The sequence below is a fragment of the Amycolatopsis sp. SID8362 genome, from assembly GCF_010550475.1.
Classification (GTDB): domain Bacteria; phylum Actinomycetota; class Actinomycetes; order Mycobacteriales; family Pseudonocardiaceae; genus Amycolatopsis; species Amycolatopsis eburnea.
Genome location: NZ_JAAGNB010001054.1, coordinates 1 through 26,369, shown reverse-complemented (window position 1 = coordinate 26,369; position 26,369 = coordinate 1). Strand labels below are relative to the sequence as shown.

At 71.2% G+C, this 26,369-nt stretch carries 22 protein-coding genes and 1 pseudogene; 17 read left to right on the top strand and 6 right to left on the bottom strand.

Features of this window, described 5'->3' with window-relative positions:
• From G3I65_RS32805 to G3I65_RS32795, 3 genes and pseudogenes are all read left to right on the top strand, one after another.
• A pseudogene (locus tag G3I65_RS32805) lies at positions 1-406 on the top strand (oxidoreductase); the annotation flags it as partial.
• Positions 407-449: 43 nt separating this feature from the next.
• Positions 450-3,275 (top strand): PQQ-dependent sugar dehydrogenase, encoded by a 2,826-nt coding sequence (locus G3I65_RS32800; RefSeq protein ID WP_160699530.1) that lies wholly within the window; start codon positions 450-452, stop codon positions 3,273-3,275.
• A gap of 522 nt (positions 3,276-3,797) precedes the next feature.
• The gene (locus tag G3I65_RS32795; RefSeq protein ID WP_160699529.1) at positions 3,798-5,294 is read left to right on the top strand and encodes an arabinofuranosidase catalytic domain-containing protein; all 1,497 of its coding nucleotides are present in this window, start codon (positions 3,798-3,800) and stop codon (positions 5,292-5,294) included.
• A 66-nt stretch (positions 5,295-5,360) separates the two neighbouring features.
• Here the strand turns inward: G3I65_RS32795 and G3I65_RS32790 are convergent, their stop codons facing one another.
• Positions 5,361-6,695, bottom strand: a complete 1,335-nt coding sequence (locus tag G3I65_RS32790; protein ID WP_160699537.1) for a glycoside hydrolase family 6 protein — start codon at positions 6,693-6,695, stop codon at positions 5,361-5,363.
• A 270-nt stretch (positions 6,696-6,965) separates the two neighbouring features.
• On the opposite strand from G3I65_RS32790, the gene G3I65_RS32785 reads away from it, so the two are divergent.
• On the top strand, positions 6,966-9,647 hold the full coding sequence (locus G3I65_RS32785) for a glycoside hydrolase family 9 protein (protein ID WP_375336743.1): 2,682 nt from the start codon (positions 6,966-6,968) through the stop codon (positions 9,645-9,647).
• Between the two features lie 9 nt (positions 9,648-9,656).
• Here the strand turns inward: G3I65_RS32785 and G3I65_RS32780 are convergent, their stop codons facing one another.
• Positions 9,657-10,253: a gamma carbonic anhydrase family protein gene (locus tag G3I65_RS32780; protein ID WP_160699528.1), complete on the bottom strand. Its 597-nt coding sequence runs from the start codon at positions 10,251-10,253 to the stop codon at positions 9,657-9,659.
• 72 nt (positions 10,254-10,325) lie between these two features.
• Between G3I65_RS32780 and G3I65_RS32775 the strand changes: the two genes are divergently transcribed.
• The 5 genes from G3I65_RS32775 (at position 10,326) to G3I65_RS32755 (ending at position 15,124) form a co-directional block, all read left to right on the top strand.
• The gene (locus G3I65_RS32775; RefSeq protein WP_309235849.1) at positions 10,326-11,036 is read left to right on the top strand and encodes a GntR family transcriptional regulator; all 711 of its coding nucleotides are present in this window, start codon (positions 10,326-10,328) and stop codon (positions 11,034-11,036) included.
• 115 nt (positions 11,037-11,151) lie between these two features.
• Positions 11,152-12,504, top strand: coding sequence for an MFS transporter (locus G3I65_RS32770; protein WP_160699527.1), 1,353 nt, complete (start codon positions 11,152-11,154; stop codon positions 12,502-12,504).
• A gap of 16 nt (positions 12,505-12,520) precedes the next feature.
• Entirely contained in the window at positions 12,521-13,375 is an 855-nt protein-coding gene (locus tag G3I65_RS32765) for a transketolase (RefSeq protein ID WP_160699526.1), read from the top strand.
• Positions 13,372-14,349, top strand: coding sequence for a transketolase C-terminal domain-containing protein (locus G3I65_RS32760; protein WP_309235848.1), 978 nt, complete (start codon positions 13,372-13,374; stop codon positions 14,347-14,349). The genes G3I65_RS32765 and G3I65_RS32760 overlap by 4 nt, the downstream gene beginning before the upstream one ends.
• A 13-nt stretch (positions 14,350-14,362) precedes the next feature.
• A complete protein-coding gene (locus G3I65_RS32755) occupies positions 14,363-15,124 on the top strand; it encodes an SDR family NAD(P)-dependent oxidoreductase (protein ID WP_160699524.1) in 762 nt (253 codons plus the stop codon).
• Positions 15,125-15,143: 19 nt separating this feature from the next.
• Here the strand turns inward: G3I65_RS32755 and G3I65_RS57700 are convergent, their stop codons facing one another.
• Complete coding sequence (locus tag G3I65_RS57700) at positions 15,144-15,620, bottom strand: hypothetical protein (RefSeq protein WP_309235847.1); 477 nt, start codon at positions 15,618-15,620, stop codon at positions 15,144-15,146.
• A 272-nt stretch (positions 15,621-15,892) separates the two neighbouring features.
• Between G3I65_RS57700 and G3I65_RS32745 the strand changes: the two genes are divergently transcribed.
• From G3I65_RS32745 to G3I65_RS32725, 5 genes are read left to right on the top strand one after another with little or no spacing between them, the layout of a single operon-like run.
• The gene (locus G3I65_RS32745; RefSeq protein ID WP_239071594.1) at positions 15,893-16,849 is read left to right on the top strand and encodes an SDR family oxidoreductase; all 957 of its coding nucleotides are present in this window, start codon (positions 15,893-15,895) and stop codon (positions 16,847-16,849) included.
• 45 nt (positions 16,850-16,894) lie between these two features.
• The gene (locus tag G3I65_RS32740) at positions 16,895-17,320 is read left to right on the top strand and encodes a hypothetical protein (protein ID WP_309235846.1); all 426 of its coding nucleotides are present in this window, start codon (positions 16,895-16,897) and stop codon (positions 17,318-17,320) included.
• On the top strand, positions 17,317-18,549 hold the full coding sequence (locus G3I65_RS32735; RefSeq protein ID WP_160699523.1) for an NRAMP family divalent metal transporter: 1,233 nt from the start codon (positions 17,317-17,319) through the stop codon (positions 18,547-18,549). The genes G3I65_RS32740 and G3I65_RS32735 overlap by 4 nt, the downstream gene beginning before the upstream one ends.
• Positions 18,546-18,938: a hypothetical protein gene (locus G3I65_RS32730; protein WP_160699522.1), complete on the top strand. Its 393-nt coding sequence runs from the start codon at positions 18,546-18,548 to the stop codon at positions 18,936-18,938. The genes G3I65_RS32735 and G3I65_RS32730 overlap by 4 nt, the downstream gene beginning before the upstream one ends.
• Positions 18,925-19,257 carry a hypothetical protein gene (locus G3I65_RS32725; RefSeq protein WP_160699521.1) on the top strand — a complete coding sequence of 111 codons (333 nt, stop codon included), beginning with the start codon at positions 18,925-18,927 and terminating at the stop codon, positions 19,255-19,257. The genes G3I65_RS32730 and G3I65_RS32725 overlap by 14 nt, the downstream gene beginning before the upstream one ends.
• 12 nt (positions 19,258-19,269) lie before the next feature.
• Here G3I65_RS32725 and G3I65_RS32720 read toward each other — a convergent pair whose 3' ends face one another.
• Together G3I65_RS32720 and G3I65_RS32715 are read right to left on the bottom strand one after the other, a co-directional pair.
• Positions 19,270-20,445, bottom strand: coding sequence for an MFS transporter (locus tag G3I65_RS32720; protein WP_160699520.1), 1,176 nt, complete (start codon positions 20,443-20,445; stop codon positions 19,270-19,272).
• Positions 20,446-20,526: 81 nt separating this feature from the next.
• Positions 20,527-21,957, bottom strand: coding sequence for a sialidase family protein (locus tag G3I65_RS32715; protein ID WP_160699519.1), 1,431 nt, complete (start codon positions 21,955-21,957; stop codon positions 20,527-20,529).
• A gap of 349 nt (positions 21,958-22,306) precedes the next feature.
• Here G3I65_RS32715 and G3I65_RS32710 point away from each other — a divergent pair, with 349 nt between their 5' ends.
• Positions 22,307-24,160 carry a sialidase family protein gene (locus G3I65_RS32710; protein WP_309235845.1) on the top strand — a complete coding sequence of 618 codons (1,854 nt, stop codon included), beginning with the start codon at positions 22,307-22,309 and terminating at the stop codon, positions 24,158-24,160.
• 182 nt (positions 24,161-24,342) lie between these two features.
• On the opposite strand, the gene G3I65_RS32705 is transcribed toward G3I65_RS32710, so the two are convergent.
• On the bottom strand, positions 24,343-24,969 hold the full coding sequence (locus tag G3I65_RS32705; protein ID WP_160699517.1) for an antitoxin: 627 nt from the start codon (positions 24,967-24,969) through the stop codon (positions 24,343-24,345).
• Between the two features lie 472 nt (positions 24,970-25,441).
• On the opposite strand from G3I65_RS32705, the gene G3I65_RS32700 reads away from it, so the two are divergent.
• On the top strand, positions 25,442-25,921 hold the full coding sequence (locus tag G3I65_RS32700) for an OmpA family protein (RefSeq protein WP_309235844.1): 480 nt from the start codon (positions 25,442-25,444) through the stop codon (positions 25,919-25,921).
• 2 nt (positions 25,922-25,923) lie between these two features.
• Positions 25,924-26,369 (top strand): polysaccharide pyruvyl transferase family protein (locus tag G3I65_RS32695; RefSeq protein WP_160699531.1); only part of this gene is annotated, 446 nt, incomplete at its 3' end.

The window sequence follows — 26,369 nt, the reverse complement described above, 5'->3', positions numbered from 1 at the left end:
GTCGGTTTCGCACCCCGACGTCTACGCCGTCGGCGACGCCGCGCTCGCCCCGGGCGCGAACGGCGCGCCGCTGCGGATGTCGTGCGCCTCGGGCGTTCCCTCGGCCCACCTGGCGGCCGACGCCATCGCCGCCCGGCTGACCGGCCGCGAGGTCCCGCCGAACAAGATCGGTTACACCGCCCAGTGCATCAGCCTCGGCCGCCGCGACGCGGTCGTGCAGTGGGTGACCCCGGACGACCGGCCCAAGCCGTCCGCGGTCACCGGCCGGGCGGCCGCTCGCGTGAAGGAGCTGATCTGCCGGAGCGCGGCGTGGAGCGTCACCCACCCGACGTCGCTGGCCCCGGCCCGCCGCCGTCGCGTCGCCGATTACGAAAAGGACAATATGCGCGCTCAGCTGCAACCGTGACCCCCGATCGGGCGATAGAGGACCGTTGGGAAGGGGACCCGATATGGTCTTGAGCAAGCTTCGCGCCCTGCGGTACGCCCTGGTGGCGGCGGTACTGACCGGCGCGCTCCTGCCCGTCGCGACGGCGGAGGCGGCGACCGCGCTGCCACCGGGGTTCGTGCTGCGGGACACCAGCGCCGGGCTGGGCCAGGAACCGCTTACCGACTTCGCGTACCTGCCGGACAATTCGGTGCTGGTTATCGGAAAGAGCGGCAGTGTGCGTTGGTTACCGGCGGACGGGTCGGCGGGAAGGTTGCTGACGAAGCTGCCGGTCCGGACCAATGAGGACCTCGGGCTGGTCGGGCTGGCCGTGGCGCCGGATTACGCGACGTCGCACGCGATCTACCTGACGCGGTCGATCAACCAGACCAGCGGTTTCGTGATGCGCCTGGCGCGGTTCACCGTCACGGTGGACGCGGCCGGCGCGCCGACCGGGTTGGACAGCGAGCAGTCGTTGTTCGAGGTGCCGGGGATCTTCAACGTGCACGGGATCGACGAGGTCGTCGCGGCCACCGACGGGACGCTCTGGCTGTCCATCGGGGACAGTGGCGACTTCACCAAGATGGACCCGGGCGCCCTGCGGGCCTTGGACGTCAACCAGCCCTACGGCAAGATCTTCCACTTGGCAGCCGACGGCAAGGGCGTGCCGGGGAACCCGTATTACGACGCGGCGAACCCGGGTTCGACCGCGAGCAAGGTGTTCGCGCGCGGGTTCCGCAACCCGTTCCGGTTCAGCATCGACCCGAGTCTCGGCCTGCCGGTCGCGGGTGACGTCGGGTGGGCCACCTGGGAAGAGGTCGACGTCGTGCAGCGCGGCGCGAACCAGGGCTGGCCGTGCTGGGAGGGCAACCACCCGACATCGGGCTACAGCGGTCTCGCGGAGTGTGTGGGGGTGGCGAACCAGCCGCCGGTGTTCGAGTACCAGCACGGCAACGGCGTGATGCAGGGCAACAGTGTCACCGGTGGGATCGTCTACAACGGATCCAGCTACCCGGCGGCGTACCGTGGTTCGTACTTCTTCGGCGACTACGTGACGCACAAGATCTGGACGATGAAGTACGACGACCAGGGCCGGCTCACGCAGGCGCCGGAGAACCCGCCGGTGTTCACCGACATCGGCGGCCCTGTGAAGTTCGCGGCGGCGCCGAACGGCGACATCGTCTACGCCGACATCCTGTCGGGCAACCTGCGGCGGCTGAGCTACTCGGCGGGCAACACGGCGCCGGTGGCGAACGCGTCGTCGACCACCGACCCGGCCACGCGGACGGTCACCTTCGACGGTTCGGCGTCGGTCGACTACGACAACGACCCGCTGAAGTACGACTGGGAATTCGGCGACGGGACCACCCTCCTCGACGCCGGCGCCACGGTGTCGCACGCCTACGCGGCGGGCACCGAAGCGTTCACCGCGAGACTGACGGTCCGGGACCCGTTGGGGGCGACGGGAACGACCACCATCGCGGTGGCGCCCGGCAACCACACCCCGGAGATCACGTTGACCACGCCCGGGGACACGGCGACGTTCGCGGTCAGCCAGCAGGTGTCCGTGAGCGCCACCGCGGCCGACGCCGAGGACGGCGCCTTGCCGATCACGTGGACCACCGCGGTGCTGCATTGCCCGAGCGAGGCGACGTGCCACTCGCACCCCGGGGTGGGTGGTACCGGGGCGAGCTTCGCGGCGCCGTTCACCGAGCACCCGGACTCGCGGATGGAGTTCACCGCGTCGGTGACCGACAGCGCCGGGGTGACCGCGTCGAAAACCTACGTGGCCTGGCCGCGCGAGCACCGGATCACCTTGGTCAGCACGCAACCCGCGGCCTTGAGCATCCCGGTCGAGGGCGGTGTCAGCACCGCGATGGTCGCCGAGGGGGCCAGCTTCGACGTCGAGGCCGCGCCGCTGGCGATCGACGGCGTTTCCAAGTTCACCGGCTGGCAGGGCGGCCCGGCGGCCGCCACCTGGATCGTCACGGTGGGCACGAGCGACCTGACGCTGACGGCGAACTACGCCACGCCGATCGACCAGCGCTACAACGCCGACCCGGCGCTGCAGGCGAAACTGGGCGCGCCGACGGCGCCCGAGGTCACCGATGGCGGAGTCCACTACCGGGCCTACGCCAACGGCCGCTTGTACTGGAGCGCGGTGGGCGGCACGAAGTTCGTGACCGGTCCGGTGCTGGCCAAGTACCTCGCCTTCGGCGGCCACGCCAAGCTCGGCCCGCCGACGACCGACACGACGTCCACTCCGGACGGTGCCGGGCAGTACAACCACTTCGTCAACAACGGAAACGTGGGTTCGATCTACTACACGGCCGCGACGGGCGCGCACGCGCTCTACGGTGAGATCCGGAAGAAGTGGGCGGCGCTGGACTACGAGCGCGGGCTCGGCTACCCGACCACCGACGAATCCGGCACGCCGGACGGCGTCGGCCGCTACAACCACTTCATCAAGGGTGGCAACGTCGGTTCGATCTACTACACGAACGCCACCGGCGCGCACGCGATCTTCGGGGAGATCCGGAAGAAGTGGGCCGCATTGGGCTACGAACGCGGCCTCGGCTACCCGACGACCGACGAAAGCGTTACGCCGGACGGGATCGGCCGGTACAACCACTTCAGCCTCGGCCACTCGATCTATTACACGGTGGCGACCGGCGCGCACGCGGTGAAGGGCGAGATCCGCAAGCGCTGGGCGGCGCTCGGGTGGGAGCGGTCGTACCTGCGCTACCCGACGTCGGACGAGTACGTAGTGAACGGGGTGTACCGCAGCGACTTCCAGGGTGGGTACATCACGTACACCCTCGCGGGCGGGGCCGTCGACCGGCGCTGGTGAGCTGAGACGTAGTGAATGACTCATTCATGTCATCCGACGACATGAATGAGTCATTCACTGCATCCGCGCTCGGGGCCGCACGGCGCCACTCGCCACGGCCGCCGCCAGTGGGGTCAGGTCAAGGGCGGCTGGCTCCGGCGACCTTTGCCGAGACCCTGACGTCCGCTTCACGGCGAGTGTCCAGCGCTGTTCACGTTAACACTTTCGTTGAATCTCCTTGTTGTTTCGACGGCCACCGGTCTCGAATCCGCCCAGCTCCACGTTGGTGTTCAGCCGAGATCGCCAGACACTCCGACTGAACATCGACTGTTAGCGATAACAATTGGTCCTTGTCGGCACTGTCCGTCGTCGTTATCGTGCTGTCTGTGCTCCGGTGGCGCTGACCCGGCGCACGACCCGGCGGCCCGCCCAGTTCTGCTCGCAAGGAGGCGATGCATGAGCTCTCCAGTCGCCCCCTTCGTCATGGCCGGTGGCCGCGGGGTTTCGACCCCGGATTCGGCAGGCCCACGAAGGGAGACAGCAATGAGGTTCCAGGTTTTCCGGCACCGCTGGCGGAAGGTGTTCGCGGTCGCGGCGGCCGCCTTGCTCACCGGTGCGGCGCTGACCGTCGCGACCGGTACGGCGACCGCCGCCGGCACCGGGCCGTGCGACATCTACGCGTCCGGCGGGACGCCCTGCGTTGCCGCGCACAGCACGACTCGCGCGTTGTTCGGCTCCTACGGCGGGTCGCTCTACCAGGTGCGCCGCTGGTCCGACGGCGCCACCGCCAACATCGGCGTGCTCAGCGCCGGCGGTTACGCGAACGCCGCCGCGCAGGACTCGTTCTGCTCGGGCACCTACTGCACGATCGTGCGGATCTACGACCAGACCTCGCGCCACAACGACCTCACCATCGCGCCCGGCGGCGGCGCCAACCCCACCGCCGACCAGGGCGCGAACGCCGCGGCGCTGCCGGTGACCGCGGGCGGCCACAAGGTGTACGGCGTCTACATCTCGGCCGGCAACGGCTACCGCAACAACAACACCAACGGGATCGCCACCGGCAGCGCCCCCGAGGGCATGTACATGGTCACCGAGGGCACGCACTTCAACGACCGCTGCTGCTTCGACTACGGCAACGCCGAAACCAACAACAACGACACCGGCAACGGTGACATGGACGCCATCTACTTCGGCACCCTGTGCTGGTTCTCCCCGTGCAGCGGCTCCGCCCCGAAGGTGATGGCCGACCTGGAGAACGGCCTTTTCGCCGGTGGCAACGGTTCCAACACCGCCAACACCGGCCGCAGCAGCGCGTTCGTCACGGCGGTGACCAAGAACAACGGCACCTCGACGTACGCGATCAAGGACGGCAACGCCCAGTCCGGCGGCCTCTCGACCCGGTGGAACGGATCCCTGCCGACGCAGGGCGGGTACCAGCCGATGACCAAGCAGGGCGCCATCATCCTCGGCATCGGCGGCGACAACAGCAACGGTTCGGTCGGCTCGTTCTTCGAAGGCGTGATGACCTCGGGCTACCCCTCCGACGCCACGGAGAACTCGGTGCAGGCGAACATCGTTTCGGTGGGCTACGCCAAGAGCGTCACGTTCCCGGTCAACGGCGCGAGCTACCGCCTGACGAACCTGGCGGCGGGCAAGGTGCTCGACGCGGCCAACTGCGGTACCGCCAACGGCACCGCGGTCCAGCTGTGGGACAACCTGAACAACGCCTGCCAGCAGTGGCGCTTCACCAACGTCGGCGCCAACAAGTGGACCATCACCAACGTCAACGCGGGCACGGTGCTCGACGCGGTCAACTGCGGCGTGGCGCTCGGCACCGCCACGAACCTGTGGCAGTCGCTCGGCAACAAGTGCCAGCAGTGGGCCGTGATCCCGGCCGGGAACGGCCGCTACGAACTGGTGGTGGAGAACAGCGGCATGGTTCTCGACGACCAGAACTGCGGTACGGCCAACGGGACCAAGACGCAGATGTGGATGTGGCTCAACAACACCTGCCAGCTCTGGTCCTTCTCGTCGTAGTCCCGGCTCGCCGAACGCCTCCCCGCAAGAAGAAGCCTTGCGGGGAGGCGTTCGGAGCAGGCGGACTCAGGCGCAGGAGGCGCCGTTCAGCGTGGGGGATTGGAAGGGCGGCGTGCTGCCGCTGTAGGCGGCGTTGTACCCGATCGTCGCGGTCGCCCCCGTGGCGAGGCTGCCGTTCCACGCCGCGTTGTCGACCTTGACGACGTCGCCGGTGTCGGTCCAGGTTCCGTTCCAGCCCTGGCTGACGGTGACGCCGGGCGCGGAGAACGTCAGCGTCCAGTGGTCGACCGCAGCGCCGCGGTTCTCGACGACGATTTCGCCGGTGTACCCGCCGTTCCAGGCGCTGACCACCCGGTGCGTGACGTGGCAGGTGCCGGTCGGCTGCGGGGTCGTGGTGGTCGGCGTCGTCGGCGTGGTCGGGGTCGTCGGGGTCGTGGTGCCGGGGGTCGTGGTCTGGACCGGTCCGGCCGCGACGGCGAGGTCGTAGGCCCGCTGCGGCACGAACTGGCCGGCGGCCGCGATGCAGCCGTCCGCTTCGCCCGGCGGCTTGACCCAGAGGAACGCGGCGATCTGGCCGTCACCGGTCTGGTCGGTGCTCGCCTTGCCGATCGCGCGCCCGCTCGGGTCGCACCACTCGCTGCCCTGCGGGCCGTTGCCGTTGCGGCTCGTGTCGATCACGCCCTTGAGCCGCGAGTCGCCGAGCTGGCCGAGGACCGCCTTGTCGTAGGACACCTCGTCGGACGTCGCGCGGTAGTTGGACACGTTGGTCGAGATGCCGTCGGCGCTGTTCGAGATGTCGGCGGCCCGCAGCCGCGCGGCGGCGTCGCCGGGGGAAAGCCACGCGGAGTGCCCGATGTCGAAGTACACCTTGGCCTGGCCCGAGCCGGCCTTGAGCTTCTTGCCGGCGTAGGCGATCGATGCGGTGGTCTGGCTCTGCTGGTCGCCGCTCTGGCAGTTCGTCATGAGCGCCAGCACGTCGGGTTCGAGCACGATGGCCGCGGGCCGGCCGGCCAGGCCCGCCGCGACCTGGTCGATCCACGCGCGGTACGCGTCGTGGGAGGGCGCGCCGCCGCCGCTCGCCCCGCCGCAGTCGCGGTTCGGGATGTCGTAGACGACCATGATCGGGATCTTCCCGGCGGCGGCCGCGGCGCCGACGTAGGCGTCCACCTCGCCGCGCACGGTCGAGGTGTTCGTGGTGGTGAACCACCGCGCCTGCGGCACCGCGGCGACGCGGTCGCGGATCACCGCGGTCCGCGAGTCGCCGGGGTTCGCCGCGACCCATTGAGCCGCGTTGGTGTTCGGGTCGACGTAGAACGCCGACTCGGCGGCGTGCGCGTCACCCCACGTCAGCGTGGTGAGGACGCCGGTCGTGACCAGCGCGGCGAGTGCGCCGGCTGCCACTGCCCTGCTTCGCATGCACTTCTCCTTCGGACGGCCGGTGGCATGACACCACCGGTTCACGAATGGGAGCGCTCCCAGCAGGCCGGGACTTTAGCCGGGGAAACGCCCGTGGGGAAGAGCCGCTCACCCGTCCCGTCGAACCGGGCGGCTACGGCGGATGGCGTACCAGGGCTCCGCCGAACCGGTCAGCGCGGGCCCGAGTGCTTTACACAGTGGATCCGGCTCCTTACCCTTCCGCTCTGGAAGCGCTCCCATCGACGAGGAGGCGGAGTGCGCGGTTCACTGGCGAACGCGATGTCCCGGGCGGTCGTGGCACTGCTCGTACTGGGCTCGATGGTGGTGGCTCCGGCGGTGTCCGCGAGCCCCGCCGCGGCCGGGAAGTTCAACTACGGCGAGGCACTGCAGAAAGCCGTCTGGTTCTACGACGCGCAGCGCTCCGGCGCCCTGCCCGCGGACAACCGCGTGTCCTGGCGCGGCCCGTCCGCCCTCGGCGACGGCAAGGACGTCGGCGTGGACCTCACCGGCGGGTTCTACGACGCCGGCGACCACGTCAAGTTCGGGCTGCCGTTCGAGTCCAGCATGACCATGCTCGCCTGGGGCGCGCTGGAAAACCGTGCCGCCTACCAGGATTCCGGCCAGTGGCGGTACCTGCTGTCGAACCTGCGCTGGGGCGACGACTGGCTGGTCAAGGCGCACCCGCAGCCCGACGTCCTCTACGGCCAGGTCGGCAAGGGCGACGACGACCACAAGTGGTGGGGTCCGGCCGAAACGATGACGATGGCGCGGCCCGCCTACCGCATCGACGATTCCTGCCCCGGCTCCGACCTCGCCGGCGAAGGCGCCGCGCAGCTGGCCGCGAGCTCGCTGGTGTTCAAGGCCGACGACCCGACCTACGCGGCCACCCTGCTCACCCACGCCAAGCAGCTGTACTCCTTCGCCGACAACCACCGCGGCGCGTACTCGAACTGCATCACCGACGCGCAGAACTTCTACAAGTCCTGGAGCGGCTACCAGGACGAGCTGGTGTGGGGCGCGATCTGGCTCTACAAGGCCACCGGCGACGCGACCTACCTGACCAAGGCCCGCGCCGAGTACGAAAAGCTGGCCACCGAACCGCAAACCACCACCCGCTCCTACCGCTGGACTCTGGCCTGGGACGACAAGTCCTACGGCGCCTACGTCCTGCTCGCCCAGCTCACCGGCGACCCCGAGTACGTCGCCGACGCCAACCGCTGGCTGGACTGGTGGACCACCGGTGTCAACGGCCAGCGCGTGCCGTACTCGCCCGGCGGCCAGGCCGTGCTCGACCAGTGGGGCTCACTGCGGTACGCGGCGAACACCGCGTTCGTGGCACTGACCTATTCGGACTGGTTGAAGGCGAGCGATCCCACTCGCGCGGCGACTTACCACAGCTTCGGCGTCCGGCAGATCGACTACGCGCTCGGCGACAACCCGCGCGGCGCGAGCTTCGAGGTCGGCTTCGGGACCAACCCGCCGCGGAACCCGCACCACCGCACCGCGCACGGCTCCTGGGACGACAACATCACCAACCCGGCGCAGAGCCGGCACATCCTGTACGGCGCGCTCGTCGGCGGACCCTCTTCGGCCAACGACGCGTACACCGACGACCGCAGCAACTACACCATGAACGAGGTGGCGCTCGACTACAACGCCGGCTTCACGAGCGCGCTGGCCCGTCTCTACGGCGAGTACGGCGGCACCCCGTCGGCGAGCTTCCCGCCGACGGAAACCCCGGACGGCCCGGAGATCCTGGCGCAGGGCGGGCTGAACCAGCCGGACGGCGGAACGTTCACCGAGGTCAAGGCGTACGTGCTCAACAAGTCGGCGTGGCCGGCGCGCACGTTCACCGGTTCGCTGCGCTACTACTTCACCCTCGACGGCGCCACCACGCCCGCCCAGGTCTCGGTCACCTCGGCGTACAACCAGTGCGACGCGCCTTCCGTGCACCAGTTCTCCGGCCAGGTGTACTACGTCGAGGTGCCGTGCTCCGGCGGCGTCGCGCCGGGCGGGCAGTCCCGCTACCGGAAGGAAGTGCAGTTCCGGATCTCCAGCACGGGAACCTGGGACCCGGCCAACGACTGGTCGCACACCGGCCTCGCGCCCAGCGGGACCGCGCCGGTGGACGCCCCGCGGCTGGTGCTCGCCCAGGGTTCCGCGGTGCTGTGGGGGAGTGAACCGGGACCGTCCACAGCGGACACCACGCCGCCGTCCGCGCCGACCGGGATCACCGCAACGGCCGGCAGCACGAGTGTCGGGCTCAGCTGGACCGCCGCCACCGACGACGTCGGCGTGGCCGGCTACGACGTGCTGAACGCCGCCGGGGCGGTGGTGGGCAGCACGACGAGCACGAGCTACCAGGTCACCGGCCTCACCCCGGGCACCGCGTACACGTTCTCGGTGCGCGCGAGGGACGCCGCCGGCAACCGGTCCCCGGCCGCCGGCCCCGTGTCGGTCACCACCACGACCGGCGGCGGGGATCCCGGTACCGGCTCGCTAGCCGTGCAGCAGCGTGGCGGCGGCGCGACGGACAACCAGATCCGCACCAGCCTGCAGATCCTCAACCGGGGCAGCACTCCCGTCGCCCTGACCGGGGTCACCGCGCGGTACTGGTTCACCGGCGACGCCACCAACCCGGGCTACCAGATCTGGTGCGACTACGCGGTTCTCGGCTGTGCCAACGTCACCGTGCGCGTCGTGAAGCTCGGTTCGCCACGCCCCGGCGCGGACGCCTACGTCGAACTCGGCTTCACCGGCGGCTCCCTGGCCGCCGGTGCCGGCACCGGCGAAGTCCAGGTCCGGGTCGCCAAGGCCGACTGGTCCGCCTTCAACCAGGCCGACGACTACAGCTTCCGCGCGGCGGCGTCGTTCAGCGACCTCGCCACCACCACCGCCTACCAGTCCGGAACCCTGAGCTGGGGCATCGAACCCTGAGTCCGGCGGTCAGCCGTCGAGAGTCCGATCGTCCCGGTGGGCGCCGTAGAACCGCGCCTGCCGGGACATGATCTCGCGCATCGGCGTCCCCCGCGGCACGCCGTACACGGTGCCCGGGAAGTCCAAAGTGGACTGCAGCTCCCAGAGTTCGTCGTGCCGGTCGGGGGAGAACAGCTCGGCCGGATCCCCGGCGGCGATCCAGCCGATGGGGAGGACCGCGCCGGGTTCGAGCCGCGAATTGACGTGCAGCACGCTGTTGATCCGCAGCTCGGCACCGACGCCGGCGACCGAGCCCGGGAACAGCGAGGCGCCGGTCGCCACGAACACCTCGTCCTCGACGGTGGCGCCGTTGACGTGGGTGTGCGGCCCGATCAGCACCGCGTCCCCGAGCGTCACCGGGTGCGCGGCCCGGCCCCGGACCAGCGCGTGTTCCATGACCACGACGTCCGACCCGGTGCGGATCCCGCCGTCTTCCGCGGTGAGCACGGCGCCGTGCAGGACCCGGGCCCGCTCGCCGAGGACCACCGCGCCGCACAGCACCGCGGACGGGGCGACGTACGCCGATTCCGGTACCACGGGCCGGTGTCCCCGATGTTCGATCAGCATGCTCCGACCGTATCCCGGCTCGGCCGGAGCCCGCTGTCGACAGACGGCACTCGGCAGTCGAGAGTTGACACCGTGCGTGACGGCGTGGAACTCTCGGTCGTGCCCGCCGACCGGCCGAGAGGAGCCGCCTTGTCCGTCGAGCCGCTGCCGACGATGGACCGGAGCACGCTGCGCGAGCGCGTGCTGCAAGCGCTGCGTTCGGCGATCATGTCCGGCGTGTACCGGCCCGGGGACCACCTCGGCGAGGTCGAGGTCGCCGGGCGGCTGGGCGTCAGCCGGGGGACCGTGCGCGAGGCGCTGCGGCACCTGCAGCAGGAGGGCCTCGTCCAGGCCGGGATGCGCGGCATGCTGCGGGTCAACTCGCTGTCCGACGCCGAGATCCAGGGGCTGTTCCGGGTGCGGGCCGCGCTCGAGGGGCTCGCGGTCACCGAGATCGTCAACGGTCCCGATCGGCAGAAGGCCGTGACGGCGCTCCGGGCGGCGCTCGACGCACTCGCCGGCGCGGGGGACGACTTCGCCTCGCGGGTGGAGGCCGACCTCGGGTTCCACCTCCGGCTCTGCGAGCTGTCCGGCAACACGATGCTCGTGGAATCGTGGCGCCACCTCGAAGGACGCATCCGCGTGACGATCATGAACCGCGGGCCGGAGGGTGCGCCGAGCATGATGACCCCGGCCCGGCACGCCCCGATCATCGACGCGATCGACAGCGGTGACCTCGACAAGGCCCTCGAGGTCGTGAACGAGCACATGACCGCCGCGGCCGAGCACTTCAGCGCCGGCTGACCCCCGCTTGACAGACCCCGCCTGGCGGGCGCATGGTGTCAGTCGTCTGTTGAGTGTTAACAGTCAACTCTCAACCTTCTAGCCACGTCCTGCCCGACGGATCACTGGAGATCTCATGACCGGACGACCCACCCAGCCGGAAGCGCGCGCGGCCATCGAGGGAACCCCGGCGCGCCGCCGGGTGGCACTCGGCTCCTCGATCGGCGCGACCATCGAGACCTACGACTTCATCGGCTTCGGCACCGCCGCGGCGCTGTACTTCAACGACGCGTTCTTCCCGTCGAGCAACCCGCTCTCCGGGACGCTGCTGTCGTTCGCGACGCTCGGGGTCGGGTTCGCGGTGCGCCCGCTCGGCGGGATCCTCGGCGGGCACCTCGGCGACCGGATCGGCCGCAAGCCCGTCCTGGTCGGGTCGCTGCTGGTGATGGGCATCGCGACGGTGCTGATCGGCCTGCTGCCGACGTACTCCCAGGTCGGCGTGTGGGCCGGCGTTCTCCTGGTGGCCGTGCGCGTGGTGCAGGGGCTGGCGTTCGGCGCCGAGTGGGGCGGGGCGATCCTGATGACCTTCGAACACGCGCCGTGGCGCAAACGCGGGCTCTACACCGGCCTCACCCAGGCCGGCTTCCCCGTCGGGCTGCTGCTGGCCAACACCGCGTTCCTGATCAGCGTCCCGCTCGGCGACCAGTGGGCGTGGCGCGTTCCCTTCCTGCTCAGCGCCGTGCTGATCGTCGTCGGCATCGTGATCCGGCTCAAGGTCGAAGAGTCCCCGGCGTTCAAGGAGCTCAAGTCCGAGGGCGAAGTCGCGAAGAACCCGCTGCTGGAGGTGCTGCGCACCGACTGGCGCAACGTCGTGAAGGCGTTCTGCCTGCGCATCACCGAAACCGCCGGCTACGCCCTTTCGGTCACCTTCGTCCTGTCGTACCTGTCGACCGAGAAGCTCGCGAACCGGTCGACGACGTTGTTCGCGCTCATGCTCGCCGCCGGGCTCGGCATCGTCGCGACGACGTTATGGGGCGCGCTGACCGACCGGATCGGCCGCCGTCCGGTGTACCTGCTCGGCACCGCGATCACGCTCGTCTGGGGCGTGCCGCTGTTCCTGGTGCTCAACACCGGCCAGGCCACCGCGGTCGTGCTCGCGTTCGTCGTCAGCTACGCGGTCTGCCAGAACAGCCTCGCCGGCGTGCAGGGCGCCTGGTTCTCCGAGCTGTTCCACGCCCGCACCCGCACCAGCGGCGCTTCGCTGTCCTACCAGCTTTCCGCGGTCGTCTCCGGCTTCACGCCGCTGATCGCCACGGCGTTGTTCACCGCCACCGGCTGGGTCGGCCCGGCGCTGCTGTTCAGCGCCTTCGGCCTGCTCGGGCTGATCGCCACCCTGCTGACCCGCGAGACCTGGGGCCGCGAGGAACGCGCGCGCGTCGCCGCCCTCGAACGCGGCCTCGCCGCACCCGCGCCCACCCCGGTCAGCTGACCCCGAGGAGAAACCCATGATCACGGCACCACCGCGCGAGGAGCTCGTCACCCGGCTGCGCGCCGCCGCCACCCGGATCCGCCGCAACGCGCTCACCATGGGCGAAGTGCAGGGCCAGGGCTACATCGGCCAGGCACTCGGCGTCGCCGACATCCTCGCCGTCTTCTACGCCCGCGGCGACGGCGAACTGCGGCTGCGTCCCGAAGACCCGGACTGGGACGGCCGCGACCGGTTCCTCCTCTCGATCGGCCACTACGCCATCGCGCTCTACGCCGCCCTCGCCGAAGCCGGCACGATTCCGGTGGAGGAACTGGAAACCTACGGTTCCGACGACTCCCGGCTGCCGATGTCCGGGATGGCGTCCTACACCCCCGGCATGGAGATCTCCGGCGGCTCGCTCGGCCACGGGCTCGGCGTCGCCTGCGGCATGGGCCTCGCGTTGCGGCACCGCGGCAACCCCGCCCGCGTGATCAACCTGCTCTCCGACGGCGAACTCGACGAAGGTTCGACGTGGGAAGCCGCGATGGCCTGCGCCCACCACGAACTCGCCAACGTCACCGCGGTCGTCGACGTCAACGGCTTGCAGGCCGACGGCCCCACGCCCGGCGTGCTGCGGACCGAGCCGGTGACCGAAAAGTGGCGCGCGTTCGGCTGGCACGCCGTGCGCGTCGACGGCAACGACATCCCCGCCCTGCTCGACGGCCTCGACGAGATCCGCGCGCACACCACAGGCCCGTCGGTGCTGATCTGCGACACCCGGATCGGGCGTGGCGTGCCGTTCCTGGAAACCCGGGAGAAGGCGCACTTCATGCCGGTGGCCGAGCACGAATGGCAGGCCGCCCGCGACCAGCTCGAAGGAGACCGCCAGTGACCAAGCGCCTCACCACCTCGGCGATGATCGCCTCGTTCGCCGACCCCGGCCAGCGCACCAGCCCCGCGCCGTTCGGGTACGCGCTCACCCGCCTGGCCGGCGAACGCCCGGAGATCGTCGGGCTGTCGGCGGACCTGGCCAAGTACACCGACATGCACGTCTTCCGCGACGCGCACCCGGACCGCTTCTTCCAGATGGGCATGGCCGAGCAGGCGATGCTCGGCGCGGCGGCGGGCATGGCCGAAGCCGGGCTCGTCCCGTTCGCGTCGACGTACTCGGTGTTCGCGACACGGCGCGCGTACGACTTCCTGTGCCTCGACATCGCCGAGCCCGGCCTCAACGTCAACGTCGTCGGCGCGCTGCCCGGCCTGACGACCGGCTACGGGCCCAGCCACCAGGCCACCGAGGACCTCGCGATCCTGCGCGCCTGCCCCGGCCTGACGATCGTCGACCCGTGCGACTCGGTCGACATCGAGCAGGCGGTGCCGGCGCTGGCCGCGCACCCCGGTCCGACGTACCTGCGGCTGCTGCGCGGCAAGGTGCCCACGGTGCTCGACGAGTACGGCTACCGGTTCGAGCTCGGCAAAGCCGCCGAACTCCGCGGCGGCCGGGACGTCCTGTTCGTCTCGACCGGACTGATGACCATGCGCGCGCTCCAGGCGGCGGCCCGGCTCGAAGCCGACCACGTCGACGCGGCCGTCCTGCACGTCCCGACCGTCAAACCCCTCGACACCGCGACGATCCTGGCCCAGCTGCGCACCGACCGGCTCGTCGTGACGTGCGAGAACCACACGATCGTCGGCGGGCTGTCGGAAGCCGTCGCCGCCACCGCCGCCTACGGCCGGACCGGCTCCCGCATCATCGCCGCCGCGCTGCCGGACGAGTTCCTCGCCGCCGGCGCCCTGCCCACCCTGCACGACCGCTACGGACTGTCCACCGACGCGCTGTGCGCGCGCGTCAAAGCCGAACTCTGAACCGGAGAAACCCATGACCGCCAAGGAAAAGACCGCCGTCGTCACCGGTGCCGCCTCGAAGCGCGGGATCGGCCGGGCGACCGCGCACGCACTCGCGGCCGCGGGCTGGACCGTCGCCGTCCTCGACCTCGACGAGGCGGGCGCCAAGGCCGCCGCGGACGAAGTCGCCGCCGCACACGGGATCCCGGCTTTCGGGCTGGCGTGCGACGTCACGGACGAGACGTCGGTCGCGACCGCGCTGGACACGCTCGCCGCCGACGCCCCGCCGATCGGCGCGCTGGTCAACAATGCCGGGATCACCTCGCCGACGCCGTTCCTCGAGGTGGACGCGGCCGAATGGGACCGCATCTTCGCCGTCAACGTCCGCGGCGCGTTCACCATCACGCGCGCGGTGGCGCCCGGCATGGCCGAGCGCGGGTTCGGCCGGATCGTGTTCCTGTCGTCGGTCTCGGCCGAACGCGGCGGCGGCGTGTTCGGCGGCGTCGCGTACTCCGCGGCCAAAGCGGGCCAGCTCGGCTTCGCCCGCGCGCTGGCCCGCGAACTCGGCCCGCGAGGCGTCACGGTCAACAGCGTGGCCCCCGGGCTCATCGACACCGACATCACCGGCGGGGTGCTGGAAGGCGAGCGAAAAGCGGCGCTGCTGGCCGGGATCCCGGTCGGGCGCACCGGCCGGACGTCCGACGTGGCCGACCTGATCACCTACCTGTGCCGCGAGGAGTCCGGCTACATCACGGGCGCGACGTACGACGTCAACGGCGGTTCGCACATCCACTGAGCGAAGAGGACCGTGCCGGTCAGGACAGGACCCGGGTGCCCATCGCCGCCAGGAAGCCGAGCTTGTCCCGGGCGTCGGTGCCCGGCCGGGGCGTGTAGACCACGACACGCAGGTTCGAGCCCTGCGTAGTGAGCACGTCGGAATCCAGCTCGACCGGCCCGACTTCCGGGTGCTCGATCACCTTGTGCCCGCTCTGGTGCTCGGCGACCGCCGCGGCCGCCCACAGCTCCCGGAAGCGGGGCGCCCGCCGCAGCCTCGCGAGCAGCGCCTCGACGTCCGGGTCGGTGGGGTAGCGGCCGGTCGTGGCGCGCAGGTCCGCCACGAGGGACTCCTCGAACGCGGCCCGTTCCCCGGGGCTGAACCGCACCGGGCTGGGCAGGCCCTCGAACTGCATGAGCAGCAGGTTGCGGTGGTCTTCGCCGATCGCCGTGGGATCGCCGAAGGTCGCGGCGAACAACGGGTTCCAGTGCAGCAGCTGCCAGGTGGCGTCGTACACGGCGAGCGGGTGGCTCTCGAGCGCCGCATGAGGTGCGCGAACTCCGCGTCCGACAGTTGCAGCGCCCGCCCCAGCGCGGTGCAGACCTGCGCGGACGGCTTCACCGCGCGTCCTTGCTCGAGCCGCACGACGTACTCGATCGAGATCCCGGCGAGGACGGCCAGCTCCTCCCGGCGGAGTCCCGGGCCCGGCGGGGCGCCTGGTGCGGGAGGCCGGCGCTCGCCGGATCGAGGCGATCGCGCCACGTCCGCAGCGCCCGGCCGAGATCGTCCATGCGGTCATTGTGCGCCCGCGCGTGCCGTTCGTCGTGGTACCCGCGGTACCAGGACGTCGCGTGGCTGTTCCCCGCGGGCGCCGAGGCGCACGGTGATGCCATGAACGCGACGAACTCCCGCACCCCGGCCGAACTCGTGGTCGTCACCGGCGCGAGCACCGGCATCGGCCGGGCGACCGCGCGGCGCCTGGCCGCCGACGGCTTCCACGTCCTCGCCGGCGTCCGCACCGAAGCGGCCGCCGCCGAGGTGAAGGCCGGGCGGATCGAACCGGTCCTGCTCGACATCACCGACGCGGGCCAGGTGGCCGCGCTCGCCGACCGGGCCGGCGCGGACCGCCGCCCGCTGCGCGCGGTGGTCAACAACGCCGGGATCGCGGTCAACGCCCCGGTCGAGACGCTGCCGCTCGCCGATTGGCGCCGCCAGTTCGACGTCTCGGTGTTCGGTCAGGTGGCGGTCATCCAGGCGCTCCTGCCCGCTCTCCTGCGGAGCGGAGGCCGCGTCGTGAACATCGGGTCGACCGGCGGGAAAGTCGCCATGCCGAGCTTCGGCGCCTACTCCGGCGCGAAGTTCGCCATGGAGGCCATCAGCGACTCGCTGCGCCGCGAGGTGGAACCGTTCGGTGTTTCGGTCGCCGTGATCGTCCCCGGGGCCGTCCGCACGCGGCTGACCGAACGCGGGGGAGCGACGGCGGCCCGGCTGGCCGAGGACATGACCCCGGACCAGCGCACCCGCTACGCCGGGCTCATGACGGCGTTCCGCGCCACCACGGAGTCCTGGGGGACCGGCGGAATGGACGCGAGCGTCGTCGCCGCCGCCGTCTCGAAGGCGATCCACGACCGGAAGCCGCGCACCCGGTACACCGTCGGCCGCGACGCGGCGGTCATGACGCGGCTGACCCACCTCGTGCCGGATCGCCTGCTCGACCGGATGGTGCGCCGCACGATGGGGCTGTGACCCCGGTGCGTCGTTTGGGCGGACGCCGGACGGGTATTCGCGACCGTGATCCCTGTCCGGCAAGCCCGCCGCCGGCTGCTGGGTGTCCTCGCCGCGGCGGCCTTCGTGACCGCCGCCTGCGGCTCGGACTCCCAGGCGGAGACCGTCCACGCCGGTCGCGAGATCCGCGGGCAGCTCGAGCTGCTGCGGCTGGTGGTGACCGCCGACCGCGACTCCGTGCCGCCGTCGCCGAGCCTCTCGGTCACCATCCGCGACACCATCGACGAACTCGGCTCCGTCGGCAAGGACGTCGGCAAGCTGCCCGACGACCAGGCCCGCGCGGCGTTCACCTCGATCACCGACCGCGCCGTCGGGCTGGCGCACCAGCTGGACGACGGCATCGGGGACGGCACCGACGCCGGGCTCGACCGGATCGACGCTCAGCTCCAAGGCCTCGTCGCCGAGCTCGGCCGGTGGGGCGTGACCGCATGAGCAAGAAGTTCCTCGCGATCACCCTGGGCATCCTCACCGCCGTCGGCGGCTTCGTCGACATCGGGGACCTCGTCGAAAGCGGGGTCGTCGGCGCCCGCTACGGCATGGCGCTGGTCTGGGTGACGGCGCTCGGCGTGCTCGGCATCTGCGTCTACGCCGACATGTCCGGCCGGATCGTCGCCGTGACCGGCCGCCCGGTCTTCGACCTGATCCGCGAACGGCTCGGGCCGCGCACGGCGCTGCTCAACCTCGCCGGCTCGTTCCTCATCACGCTGCTGACGGTGGCCGCGGAGATCGGCGGCGTCGCGCTCACCATCGAGCTCGCGTCCGGAGTGGACCGGCTGATCTGGGTGCTGCCGATCGGGGTGCTGATCTGGCTGGTGATCTGGCGGGTCGGGTTCGAGCGGATGGAAACCGCCTTCGGGCTCGGCGGCCTCGCGATCGCCGTGTTCGCCGTCGCCGTGTTCTTCCTGCACCCCGACTGGTCTTCGCTCGGCGCCCAGATCGCCGGGTTCGTCCCGCCGCCGGACCAGGCGCTGCCGACCTACGCCTACCACGCCGTGGCGCTGTTCGCGTCGGCGATGACGCCGTACGAGGTCTTCTTCTTCACCTCCGGCGGCGTCGAAGAAGGCTGGACGGTCAAGGACCTCCCGGTGCAGCGCGCCAACGTGCTGCTGGGCTTCCCGCTCGGCGGCCTGCTCGCCCTCGCCGTGATGGCCTGCGCGGCCGTGGTCCTGTTCCCGGCGGGCGTCGACGTCAGCCAGGTCAGCCAGATCGTGCTGCCGGTGACGCTCGCGCTGGGCACCGCGGGCCTGGTGATCGTCCTCATCGGAATCTTCGCCGCCACCTTCGGCGCGGCGCTGGAGACCGGGCTGTCGTCGGGGTACATGCTGGCGCAGTACTTCGGCTGGGAATGGGGAAAGCGCCGCCGCCCGCGCGACGCGGCCCGCTTCCACGTCACGGTCGCCGTCGGGTTGCTGCTCGGGGTGCTCGTCGTGCAGACGGGCATCGACCCGGTCGGCCTGACCGAGTACTCGCTGATCTTCTCCGCGGTCGCGCTGCCGCTGACCTACCTGCCGGTGCTCATCGTCGCCAACGACCGCGAGTACCTCGGCAAGCACGCCAACGGGCACTTCAGCAACACCGTCGGCGTCGGCATGCTCGTCGTCATCGCAATCGCCGCCGTGGCGGCGATCCCCCTGATGATCTTCACCGGAGCCGGCCAATGAACCCGTGGGACGACCAGTACCCGATCGACCTGTCCGATGCCGTGCTCGACCGGCAGATCAGCGGCGAAGACGGCACCGTCGTCGGCAAGGTCGACGACGTCGAACTGCGGGCGCGCGACGACGGCACATACGTCGTCGACGCCCTGCTCGTCGGCCCCGAAGCGCTCGCCGACCGCATCGGCGGCCCGATGGGGAAGCTGCTGCGCCGCATCGGCCGCGGCTTCCGGTCCGAAGCACCGCAACGCATCCCGATGAACGCGATCCGCCGCGCCGAACCGACGATCGTCGTCACGGACGCCGTCGCGCACGCCACCGACAGCCCGTCCCAGGACTGGCTGCGCCGCACGGTCATCGACCGCATCCCGGGAGCCGGCCGTGCGAGCCGGTGAGCTGCTCGGCAGGCCGGCCCGCGACCCCGCCGGCCGCGACCTCGGCGCGATCCGCGACATCCGGGTCCGGGCCACCCCCGGCCGCGACGGAACCCAGCGGCTGGTCGTGCGCGGGGTGATCGTCGGCCGGACCCCGGTGCGGCTGTTCGGCTACCAGCGCCACGACCAGCGCGGACCGGCACCGGTGGTCGCCCTCATCCGGTGGCTGCACCGGCACACCCGCTACGTCGCCTGGGAAGACGTCGACCTGTCCGGTCCCGAAGTCCGGATCCGGCGGCCGTTCGCCGAGCTGACCCCGTTGCACGAGGCCACGGACTGAGGCTGGTTTCGGTCAGATCAGCCGCCGGCCCCAGGTGGCGGCCAGGAGCACCAGCGCGGCGCCCTGGATGGCGGCGACGGTGACGATCAGCGTGGGAACGGACTGCTCGTAGAGCGCGCCGGTGAGGGCACCGCCGCCCAGGGTCGCGACGCCCAGGACGCCCGCGAAGACGCCGTACGCGGTGGCTCGGCGCGGGCTCGGGACGAGGTCGGCGACTACGGCACGGAGGGTGGATTCCTGGACGCCCACCGCGGCGCCCCACAGCAGCGAGCCGAGGACGACCGGCCACACGGCGTCGGTGAACGCGAGCAGCGGCACGCCCGCGGCCAGCAGAGGAAGGCTCACCAGGGCACGCGGCCCGGCGCGGTCGTAGAGCCAGCCGGTCGCCAACGCGGCGAGCGCGTCGGCGACCATCGCCGCGGCGTAGAGCACCGGGACCAGCGCGGGGGACAGGAGGTGCCGCTCGACGACGTGGAACGAGAGCACCCCGAAGGTGGCGAACCCGGCCATCGTGGTGGCGGTGAAGCCCGCGTACACCCAGAACGCACGCGGCAGGCGCGCTGGGTTTTCCGTTGTGTGGTCCCGTTTCTCGGCGGCGGCGGTTTCGTACGAAGCCGGGTCCGGTACGCGGGCGCGAAGCCACAGCAACACTGCGAGCGCCGCCACCCCGGGCACGGCGAGCAGGCCCAGCGCCACGCCGTAGCCGCCGCCTGCCGCGAGGACCCCGGCCACGGTGAGCGGGCCGACCAGGGCGCCGACCTGGTCCATCGCCTCGTGGACGGCGAACCCGCGGCCGCGTCCGGTGACAGCGGTGGCGTGCGAGAGCAAGGTGTCCTTCGCCGGGGAACGCACAGCCTTGCCGACCCGCTCGGCGATGACCAGGGCGCAGGCCACCCAGAGGACGCCGGTGAGCCCGAGCAGCGGCACGCTGACGGCGGTCAGGGCGTACCCGCCGATCGTGAGCCCCCAGAACCGCCGGGTCCGGTCGGCCAGCGGCCCGGACACCAGACGCAGCCCGAGCGCCGCGGCTTCACCCGCTCCGGTGACCACGCCGACAACCGCCGCCGAGGCCCCCAGCCCGGCCAGCAGCGGCCCGGTGATCGACCGGGCGCCTTCGTAGACGAAGTCCATCAGCAGGCTGACGGTGCCGAAGGCGACCACGAACCGCCACGGGGAAAGCCCGAGCATCGGCACCTCCGGTCACTCCCTCGAGAGGACCATAACCGCGATCCGGCCGGACGACGAGATCGTCCGGCCGGATCGCCGTCGTCAGAAGGCGGTGACCGCGGAACGCGCGGCCGCCACCTGCGGTGCCGGGGTCTCGGCGGCCCGGCGGGCGCCGCCGGTCAAGGGCAGGCCGCCGGCCGGGGCGAACATGCCCATGGCGAACGTCGACCCGCTCGGGGCCGAGGCGATCGGCACGATCGGGAACGCGTTGCCGCCGGCCCGCACCGAGGTGGAGATGTAGTCGCCGAACATCCGGCCCTGGGACGTGTTCGGGATCCACGACAGGCTCATCGGCCCGGCCACCTGGGTGGCGGTGCCCCAGCTGGTTCCGCCGTTGGTGGAGGAGATGAACCCGGCTTCGAGCTGGCAGGTCGCCGCCGTGCAGTTCGCGGTGGGGTAGAAGTAGTACGTCAGGCCGATCCGGGCGCCGGCGCCGGCGGTCGACGGGTCGACGCCGATGCCGGGCACGAAGTGGTCGACGGTGCTGGTCGTGGCGTCGATCGGGACGCGCGCCGGCGCCGTCCAGGTGGTGCCGTTGGCGGACTTGCTCAGCACGATGTCGTTGCTGGGGCAGCCGGAGCGGAACCGGCAGTCCGACCACACGACGTAGACGGTGCCCGAGCTGTCGATTTCCGCGCTGGGCAACGCTTCTTCGCGCAGGCCGCCGGCGGCGTCGTGGTGGCTGATCGAGGCGACGGCAGTGGTGGAGGACCAGCTGCCGCCGCCGTTGGTGGAGCGGAAGCTGCGGATCTGGTCGTTGAGCGACAGGTAGGGGACCACGACCGTGCCGTTCGGCTGCACGACGGGCTGGCCGCCGAGCCCGGTGTGCGCGCCGCCCGGGGCACGGGCCGGGCCCCAGGTCAGGCCGCCGTCGCCGGACGTGCGCATCCGGATCGAGTCGCCGGAGCTGGTGATGTCGTACTGCGTGTAGCAGTTTCCGAAGAACGGGCTGCTCGCCGTGTTGTCGCAGACGATCCAGTTCTTGTCCAGCGAACCCGTCGCCGTGGTGACCGGGTTGCCGAAGGTCTTGCCGCCGTCGGTGGAGCGGCTGGTGAACACCGGGGTACCGCTCGGGCAGTTGACGCCGAGGGAGGAGATCAGCCAGACGTTGTGCTTGGCGTCGAAGGCGACGGCGGCGTCGCTCATCTGGCCGCAGGGGCCGCCGGTGTTCGCGGTGGTGCCGGGCAGGAAGCCGGACGTCCAGGTGGCGCCGCCGTCGGTGGAAGTGGCGAAACCGATGTCGGAGGAGCCGCCGCCGAAGACGCGGCCGACCTGGAAGGCGGAGACGATCGTCGAGCCGAACGCGAACGTGTCGGGCTCGACCTCGGTTCGGTGCTGGGCTTGCGCGTCGGTGAACGGATCGGAACTGACCTGGGTCACGGCGACGTTCGCGGCCGCGGACGTCGCGGCGACCAGGAGGCCGCCGGTCACGAGGGCCGGCAGGAGGACGGCGAGTTTTCGGGATAGCGGCATGTCGTGTTCACCTTCTCCGTCGAGGTGAGGCACTGAGGCGAGCGGCGGGGTGGCCGCCGCGGGCCACGGGCGACTGTCGATCCAGCCACCGGGGACCGGGTGCCGTAAAGGGGTCTCCACCGATCCAGACCCGTTCGGGGGCGCCCGAACGGCCGAAGAATTGGCCGTGCGCTTACCTGGTCCCGAATGGACAGTCCACAAAACCGGTAACGCCCCGGTGGTCCGGAGCGACCATTTCTGCGGCGGCCAAGGCACGGCGTTTTCCGTGTGGCTGACCGCAAACCGGAAATACCGGTCAAATTGAGGGAGTACGCCCGTGTCGCGTCCCCGCACCATCTCCGCGATCAGTGTGACGATTCTGAGCACCGCCGCGCTCGGCGTGTTCGCGGTCAACCCGGCGACCGCGCAGCCGTTCGGCTACCACCAGCTCAACCCCGTGCAGCAGCGCCACGTCTCCGGGCTGCTGTCCACCGTCCTCAACGGCGAAGACCCGGCGAACGCCGCCAGAGCGCTGGCCCCGAACCGGGCCACGCCCTCGGCCGCCGCCCCGTGCGCCAACCGCTTCGGCGCGAACGTGAAGGTCAACCAGAACTGCCTGAACCTCACCGACCCGGACCTGCAGGGCCGGGCACAGGCCCAGAACGAGACCTGGGCCGCCGCCGACCCGAACAACCCGGACCACGTCATCGCCACCTACAACGACTACCGCCGCGGCGACGGCACCTGCGGCGTCAGCTACTCCCTCGACGGCGCCCGGACCTGGGCCGACGCGACCACGCCCAACGGCTTCAGCCGCGGCGCCGACTTCGGCGGCGCACCACGGGAGTACTGGCAGTCCGGCGGCGACACCTCGGTGGCGTGGGACTCCCGCGGCAACGCCTACCTGTCGTGCCAGGTGTTCAACCGCGGCAGCGCGGTATCGGCGAACCCCGACCAGTCCAGCGCGTTCCTGGTCTTCCGCTCGACCGGCACCAACGGCGCGTCCTGGAACTTCCCCGGCCGTCCCGTCGCCACCCACGACGACACCGCGGGCGCCGGGAACTTCCTGCTGGACAAGCAACTCCTCGCCGTCGACAACAACCCGCGCAGCGCGTTCCGCGACCGCGTCTACGTTTCCTGGACGACGTTCGCCGACGACGGAACCGGCTACATCTACGAGGCCTATTCCGCCGACTACGGCGAAACGTTCTCGGCGCCGGTGCTGGTCAGCGCCGACACCGCGTTGTGCGCCGACGCGCTCGGGTTCCCGACGCCGCGGGGGAGGTGCAACCAGAACCAGGACTCGCAGCCGTTCGTCGGCTCGGACGGCGCGTTGTACGTGGTGTTCAACAACTTCAACAACGCACTCGCGAACCCGGCCGACAACCACAACCAGGTCCTGCTGGCGCGCTCGGCCGACGGCGGCCGGAGCTTCTCGGCGCCGGTGCTGGTCGGCAACTACCACGAGCTGCCCGACTGCGCGACCTACCAGAACGGCCAGGACCCCGGCCGCGCCTGCGTTCCCGAGAAGGGGGCGTCGGCCAACTCGGTGTTCCGGGCGAGCAACTACCCGGTCGGCGGCGTCGATCCGCGCAACCCGCGCCGCATCCTGGTGACGTACGGCTCCTACATCAGCCGGAACTCGAACGAGGCCACCGGCTGCACCCCGACCGGGTTCAGCCCCGCCACCGGCATCAACACCTACACCGGCGTGAAGAACGGCACCTGCAACAACGACATCGTCCTGTCGGCTTCGGCGAACGCCGGTGCCTCGTTCACCGGCGGCACCACCGACGTCCGGCAGCTGCCGGTGGTCACCACCGCGCCCGGCCAGGCCCGGACCGACCAGTTCTGGCAGGGCGCCGCGTTCGGCTCCGACGGCACCTTCGCGGTGAGCTACTACGACCGCCAATACGGCGCCGACGAGACCACCGGCTTCTCCGACATCACGGTGTCGGCGGGCTTCACCCAGACGCGGGCGACGTCGGGCAGCATGCCGCCGCCGACGCAGTTCGCCGGGACGTTCTACGGCGACTACGCCGGGATCGCCGTCACCGCCCGCGCCGCCTACCCGGTCTGGTCGGACACCCGCCCGCCGGACCTGTTCCTGTGCCCCGGCACCGGCACCCCCGGCACGCCGCCCGCCACCTGCCAGGCCGGCGCACCGAACGCGTCGGTCGCCAACGACGAGGACGCCTACACGACCGCCGTCGCCCTCCGCTGACGCGGCCTTGGGGAGGGCCATCCGCGATCCCGCGGGTGGCCCTCCACCACGGCGTCACGCCGCGGTCACCGCCGACGGCCCGGCGGTTTGGCCCGGAAGACGAGTTCGCCTATCAGCGCGGCGTCATGCCGCCGGCGGCCCCGCGGTATGGCCCGGTGAACGAGTTCGCCCGCCACCACGGCTCAGCGGCCGTAGCCGCCTTCGGAGTAGCCGCGGTCGCCGGCGGGTTCGCCGCTGTCGTTCGAGTAGCCCTGGTCGTAGCCCCCGCCGGACTGCTCCCCGCCGCGGTCGTCGCCGGAGGAGGACTCGTCGTAGCCCCTCGTGGCGTGCCGGCCGTAGTCGCCCTCCTGCTGGCCGCCGTAGCCCTCGCTCTGCCCGCCGTCGTACCCCTGCCCCTCCTGGCGCCCGAAACCGCCGCCGGACCCGCCGTCGGAGCCACCTTCGTAACCGCCCTCGGAGCGCCCGCCGAAGTCGCCCTCGGAGCGGCCCCCGGAGCCACCTCCATAGCCACCCTCGGAGCGGCCCTCGGAGCCACCTCCGTAACCGCCCTCGGAGCGACCCTCGGAACCACCTCCGTAGCCACCCTCGGAACGGTTCTCGAAGCCGCCCTCGGAACGGCCGCCCGAGTCGCCGGCCGGGTTGTCGTTGCCCGACTGGTTCTCGTCGCGGCCGAGGAAGTCCTTCGCCTTGTCGGCGGCCGCGTCGATCTGGTCGCCGTGCTCGCCGAAGCGGGATTTGGCGAAGTCCGCGGCCTTGTCGATGTTGCCGCTGCTCGCGACGTTCTTCACATCATCGAAGTCGATGCCCATCTGAGCTCCCTCGGGGTTTGTTTTTGACCGGGGCCGGTGGAGGTGTGTGGCCCGGTTGACGGCCTTCATCAAAGCTGCCTCGCGCCGGCCTGCAACTCGAGCCAGTTGCCTGGGTGAAGAATGCGGCCGGGATTGGACGAGCGACGCTCGCGGGGTTACCTTGCGGCATTTTCCGCGATTGCCGGACGCCTCATTTCGTTCGCTTGACAGGTGCGGGGCGGCGGTCATCCCTCACGCGGGTGGATCTGCCGCGCTTCCCCCGGCCAGGTGATCCGCGCCCGGAACCCGTTGCGGGGTAATTGTTTCCACGAACGGACGACGGTAGGTGGCTTGTCGTCGCCCGGGGGTGTCGTTTGCCGTCGCCGTCGCGCCGTGTTCGTATCCCTGGCATCAGCCGACGCGGAGCGAACGTAAAGGAAGTTTTAATTTCATGCGCAGCACAATTGCCCGGACGGCGGCGGGTTTGGCGATCGTGGCGGGCCTGGTCACCGCGTGTGGCTCGGGCGGCACGGACAACGCGGCTTCTTCCGGTCCCGACCTCAGCTCGTCCAGCGGTGCCGCCGCCTCATCGGGTGCCGGCGCGCCGAGTTCGGCGGGGCAGGCGGCCGGTGACGCGGCCCAGCAGGTGAGCACGACGATCGAGCAGGCGCTGCAGCGAGCGCCCATCACCTTCGAATCGGAAAAAGCCGACCTGACCGCGCAGGCGACGCAGACGCTCGGCGAAATCGCCAAGGCGCTGCAGGGGAACACCGTGAAGATCAGCATCGCCACCCACGCGGGTTACCCCGACGCGGAAAAGGCGAAGGCGCTTTCCGAAAAGCGCGCCGAGGCGATCACCACCGCCCTCGAAGGGCTCGGCGTGACCAAGGACCGCGTCGCGCAGGACGCGACCGGTAATGAGAAGGCCCAGGGTGACCAGGCACTGAACACGCAAATCAGCGTCGCGCAGTGAGCTTGGGCAACGGCGTCGGCTGGTTCCGGCCGGCCGGCGCCGCCCCGTCCGCTCCGGCGGGCCGGGTGCACTACCTCGTCGGGCCGAGCGGCTACCCCAACTTCGGCGACGAACTGATCGCCGCGACGTGGCTGCGGTACCTCGCCCGCACCGAACCGGACGCCGAGGTCTGGCTCGACACGCATTCGCCGGGGCCCGCGCAGCTGCTGCTCGGCGACCTGCATCCCCGGCTGCGGTGCACGGACACCCTCTGGCGGCTGTGCGGCGAAGCGCCGTCGGACGAGCCGGGCGAGGTGGCGGAGTGGGTGCGGGCGGCCGTGGCCGACCCCGGGCTCGCCCCGCGGTGGGACGCCGGCATCGACCTGCTCGGCCGCACCGACGTGCTGCACGTGATCGGCGGCGGCTACCTGAACGCCCTCTGGCCCCGGCACATCGGGTTGCTCGCGGG

Excerpts from the sequence above, each read along its gene's own strand:
- G3I65_RS32800 (WP_160699530.1), top strand. The coding sequence starts at position 450 with ATGGTCTTGAGCAAGCTTCGCGCCCTGCGGTACGCCCTGGTGGCGGCG.
- G3I65_RS32795 (WP_160699529.1), top strand. The coding sequence starts at position 3,798 with ATGAGGTTCCAGGTTTTCCGGCACCGCTGGCGGAAGGTGTTCGCGGTC.
- G3I65_RS32780 (WP_160699528.1), bottom strand. The coding sequence starts at position 10,253 with ATGCTGATCGAACATCGGGGACACCGGCCCGTGGTACCGGAATCGGCG.
- G3I65_RS32770 (WP_160699527.1), top strand. The coding sequence starts at position 11,152 with ATGACCGGACGACCCACCCAGCCGGAAGCGCGCGCGGCCATCGAGGGA.
- G3I65_RS32765 (WP_160699526.1), top strand. The coding sequence starts at position 12,521 with ATGATCACGGCACCACCGCGCGAGGAGCTCGTCACCCGGCTGCGCGCC.
- G3I65_RS32755 (WP_160699524.1), top strand. The coding sequence starts at position 14,363 with ATGACCGCCAAGGAAAAGACCGCCGTCGTCACCGGTGCCGCCTCGAAG.
- G3I65_RS32745 (WP_239071594.1), top strand. The coding sequence starts at position 15,893 with ATGCGGTCATTGTGCGCCCGCGCGTGCCGTTCGTCGTGGTACCCGCGG.
- G3I65_RS32735 (WP_160699523.1), top strand. The coding sequence starts at position 17,317 with ATGAGCAAGAAGTTCCTCGCGATCACCCTGGGCATCCTCACCGCCGTC.
- G3I65_RS32730 (WP_160699522.1), top strand. The coding sequence starts at position 18,546 with ATGAACCCGTGGGACGACCAGTACCCGATCGACCTGTCCGATGCCGTG.
- G3I65_RS32720 (WP_160699520.1), bottom strand. The coding sequence starts at position 20,445 with ATGCTCGGGCTTTCCCCGTGGCGGTTCGTGGTCGCCTTCGGCACCGTC.
- G3I65_RS32715 (WP_160699519.1), bottom strand. The coding sequence starts at position 21,957 with ATGCCGCTATCCCGAAAACTCGCCGTCCTCCTGCCGGCCCTCGTGACC.
- G3I65_RS32705 (WP_160699517.1), bottom strand. The coding sequence starts at position 24,969 with ATGGGCATCGACTTCGATGATGTGAAGAACGTCGCGAGCAGCGGCAAC.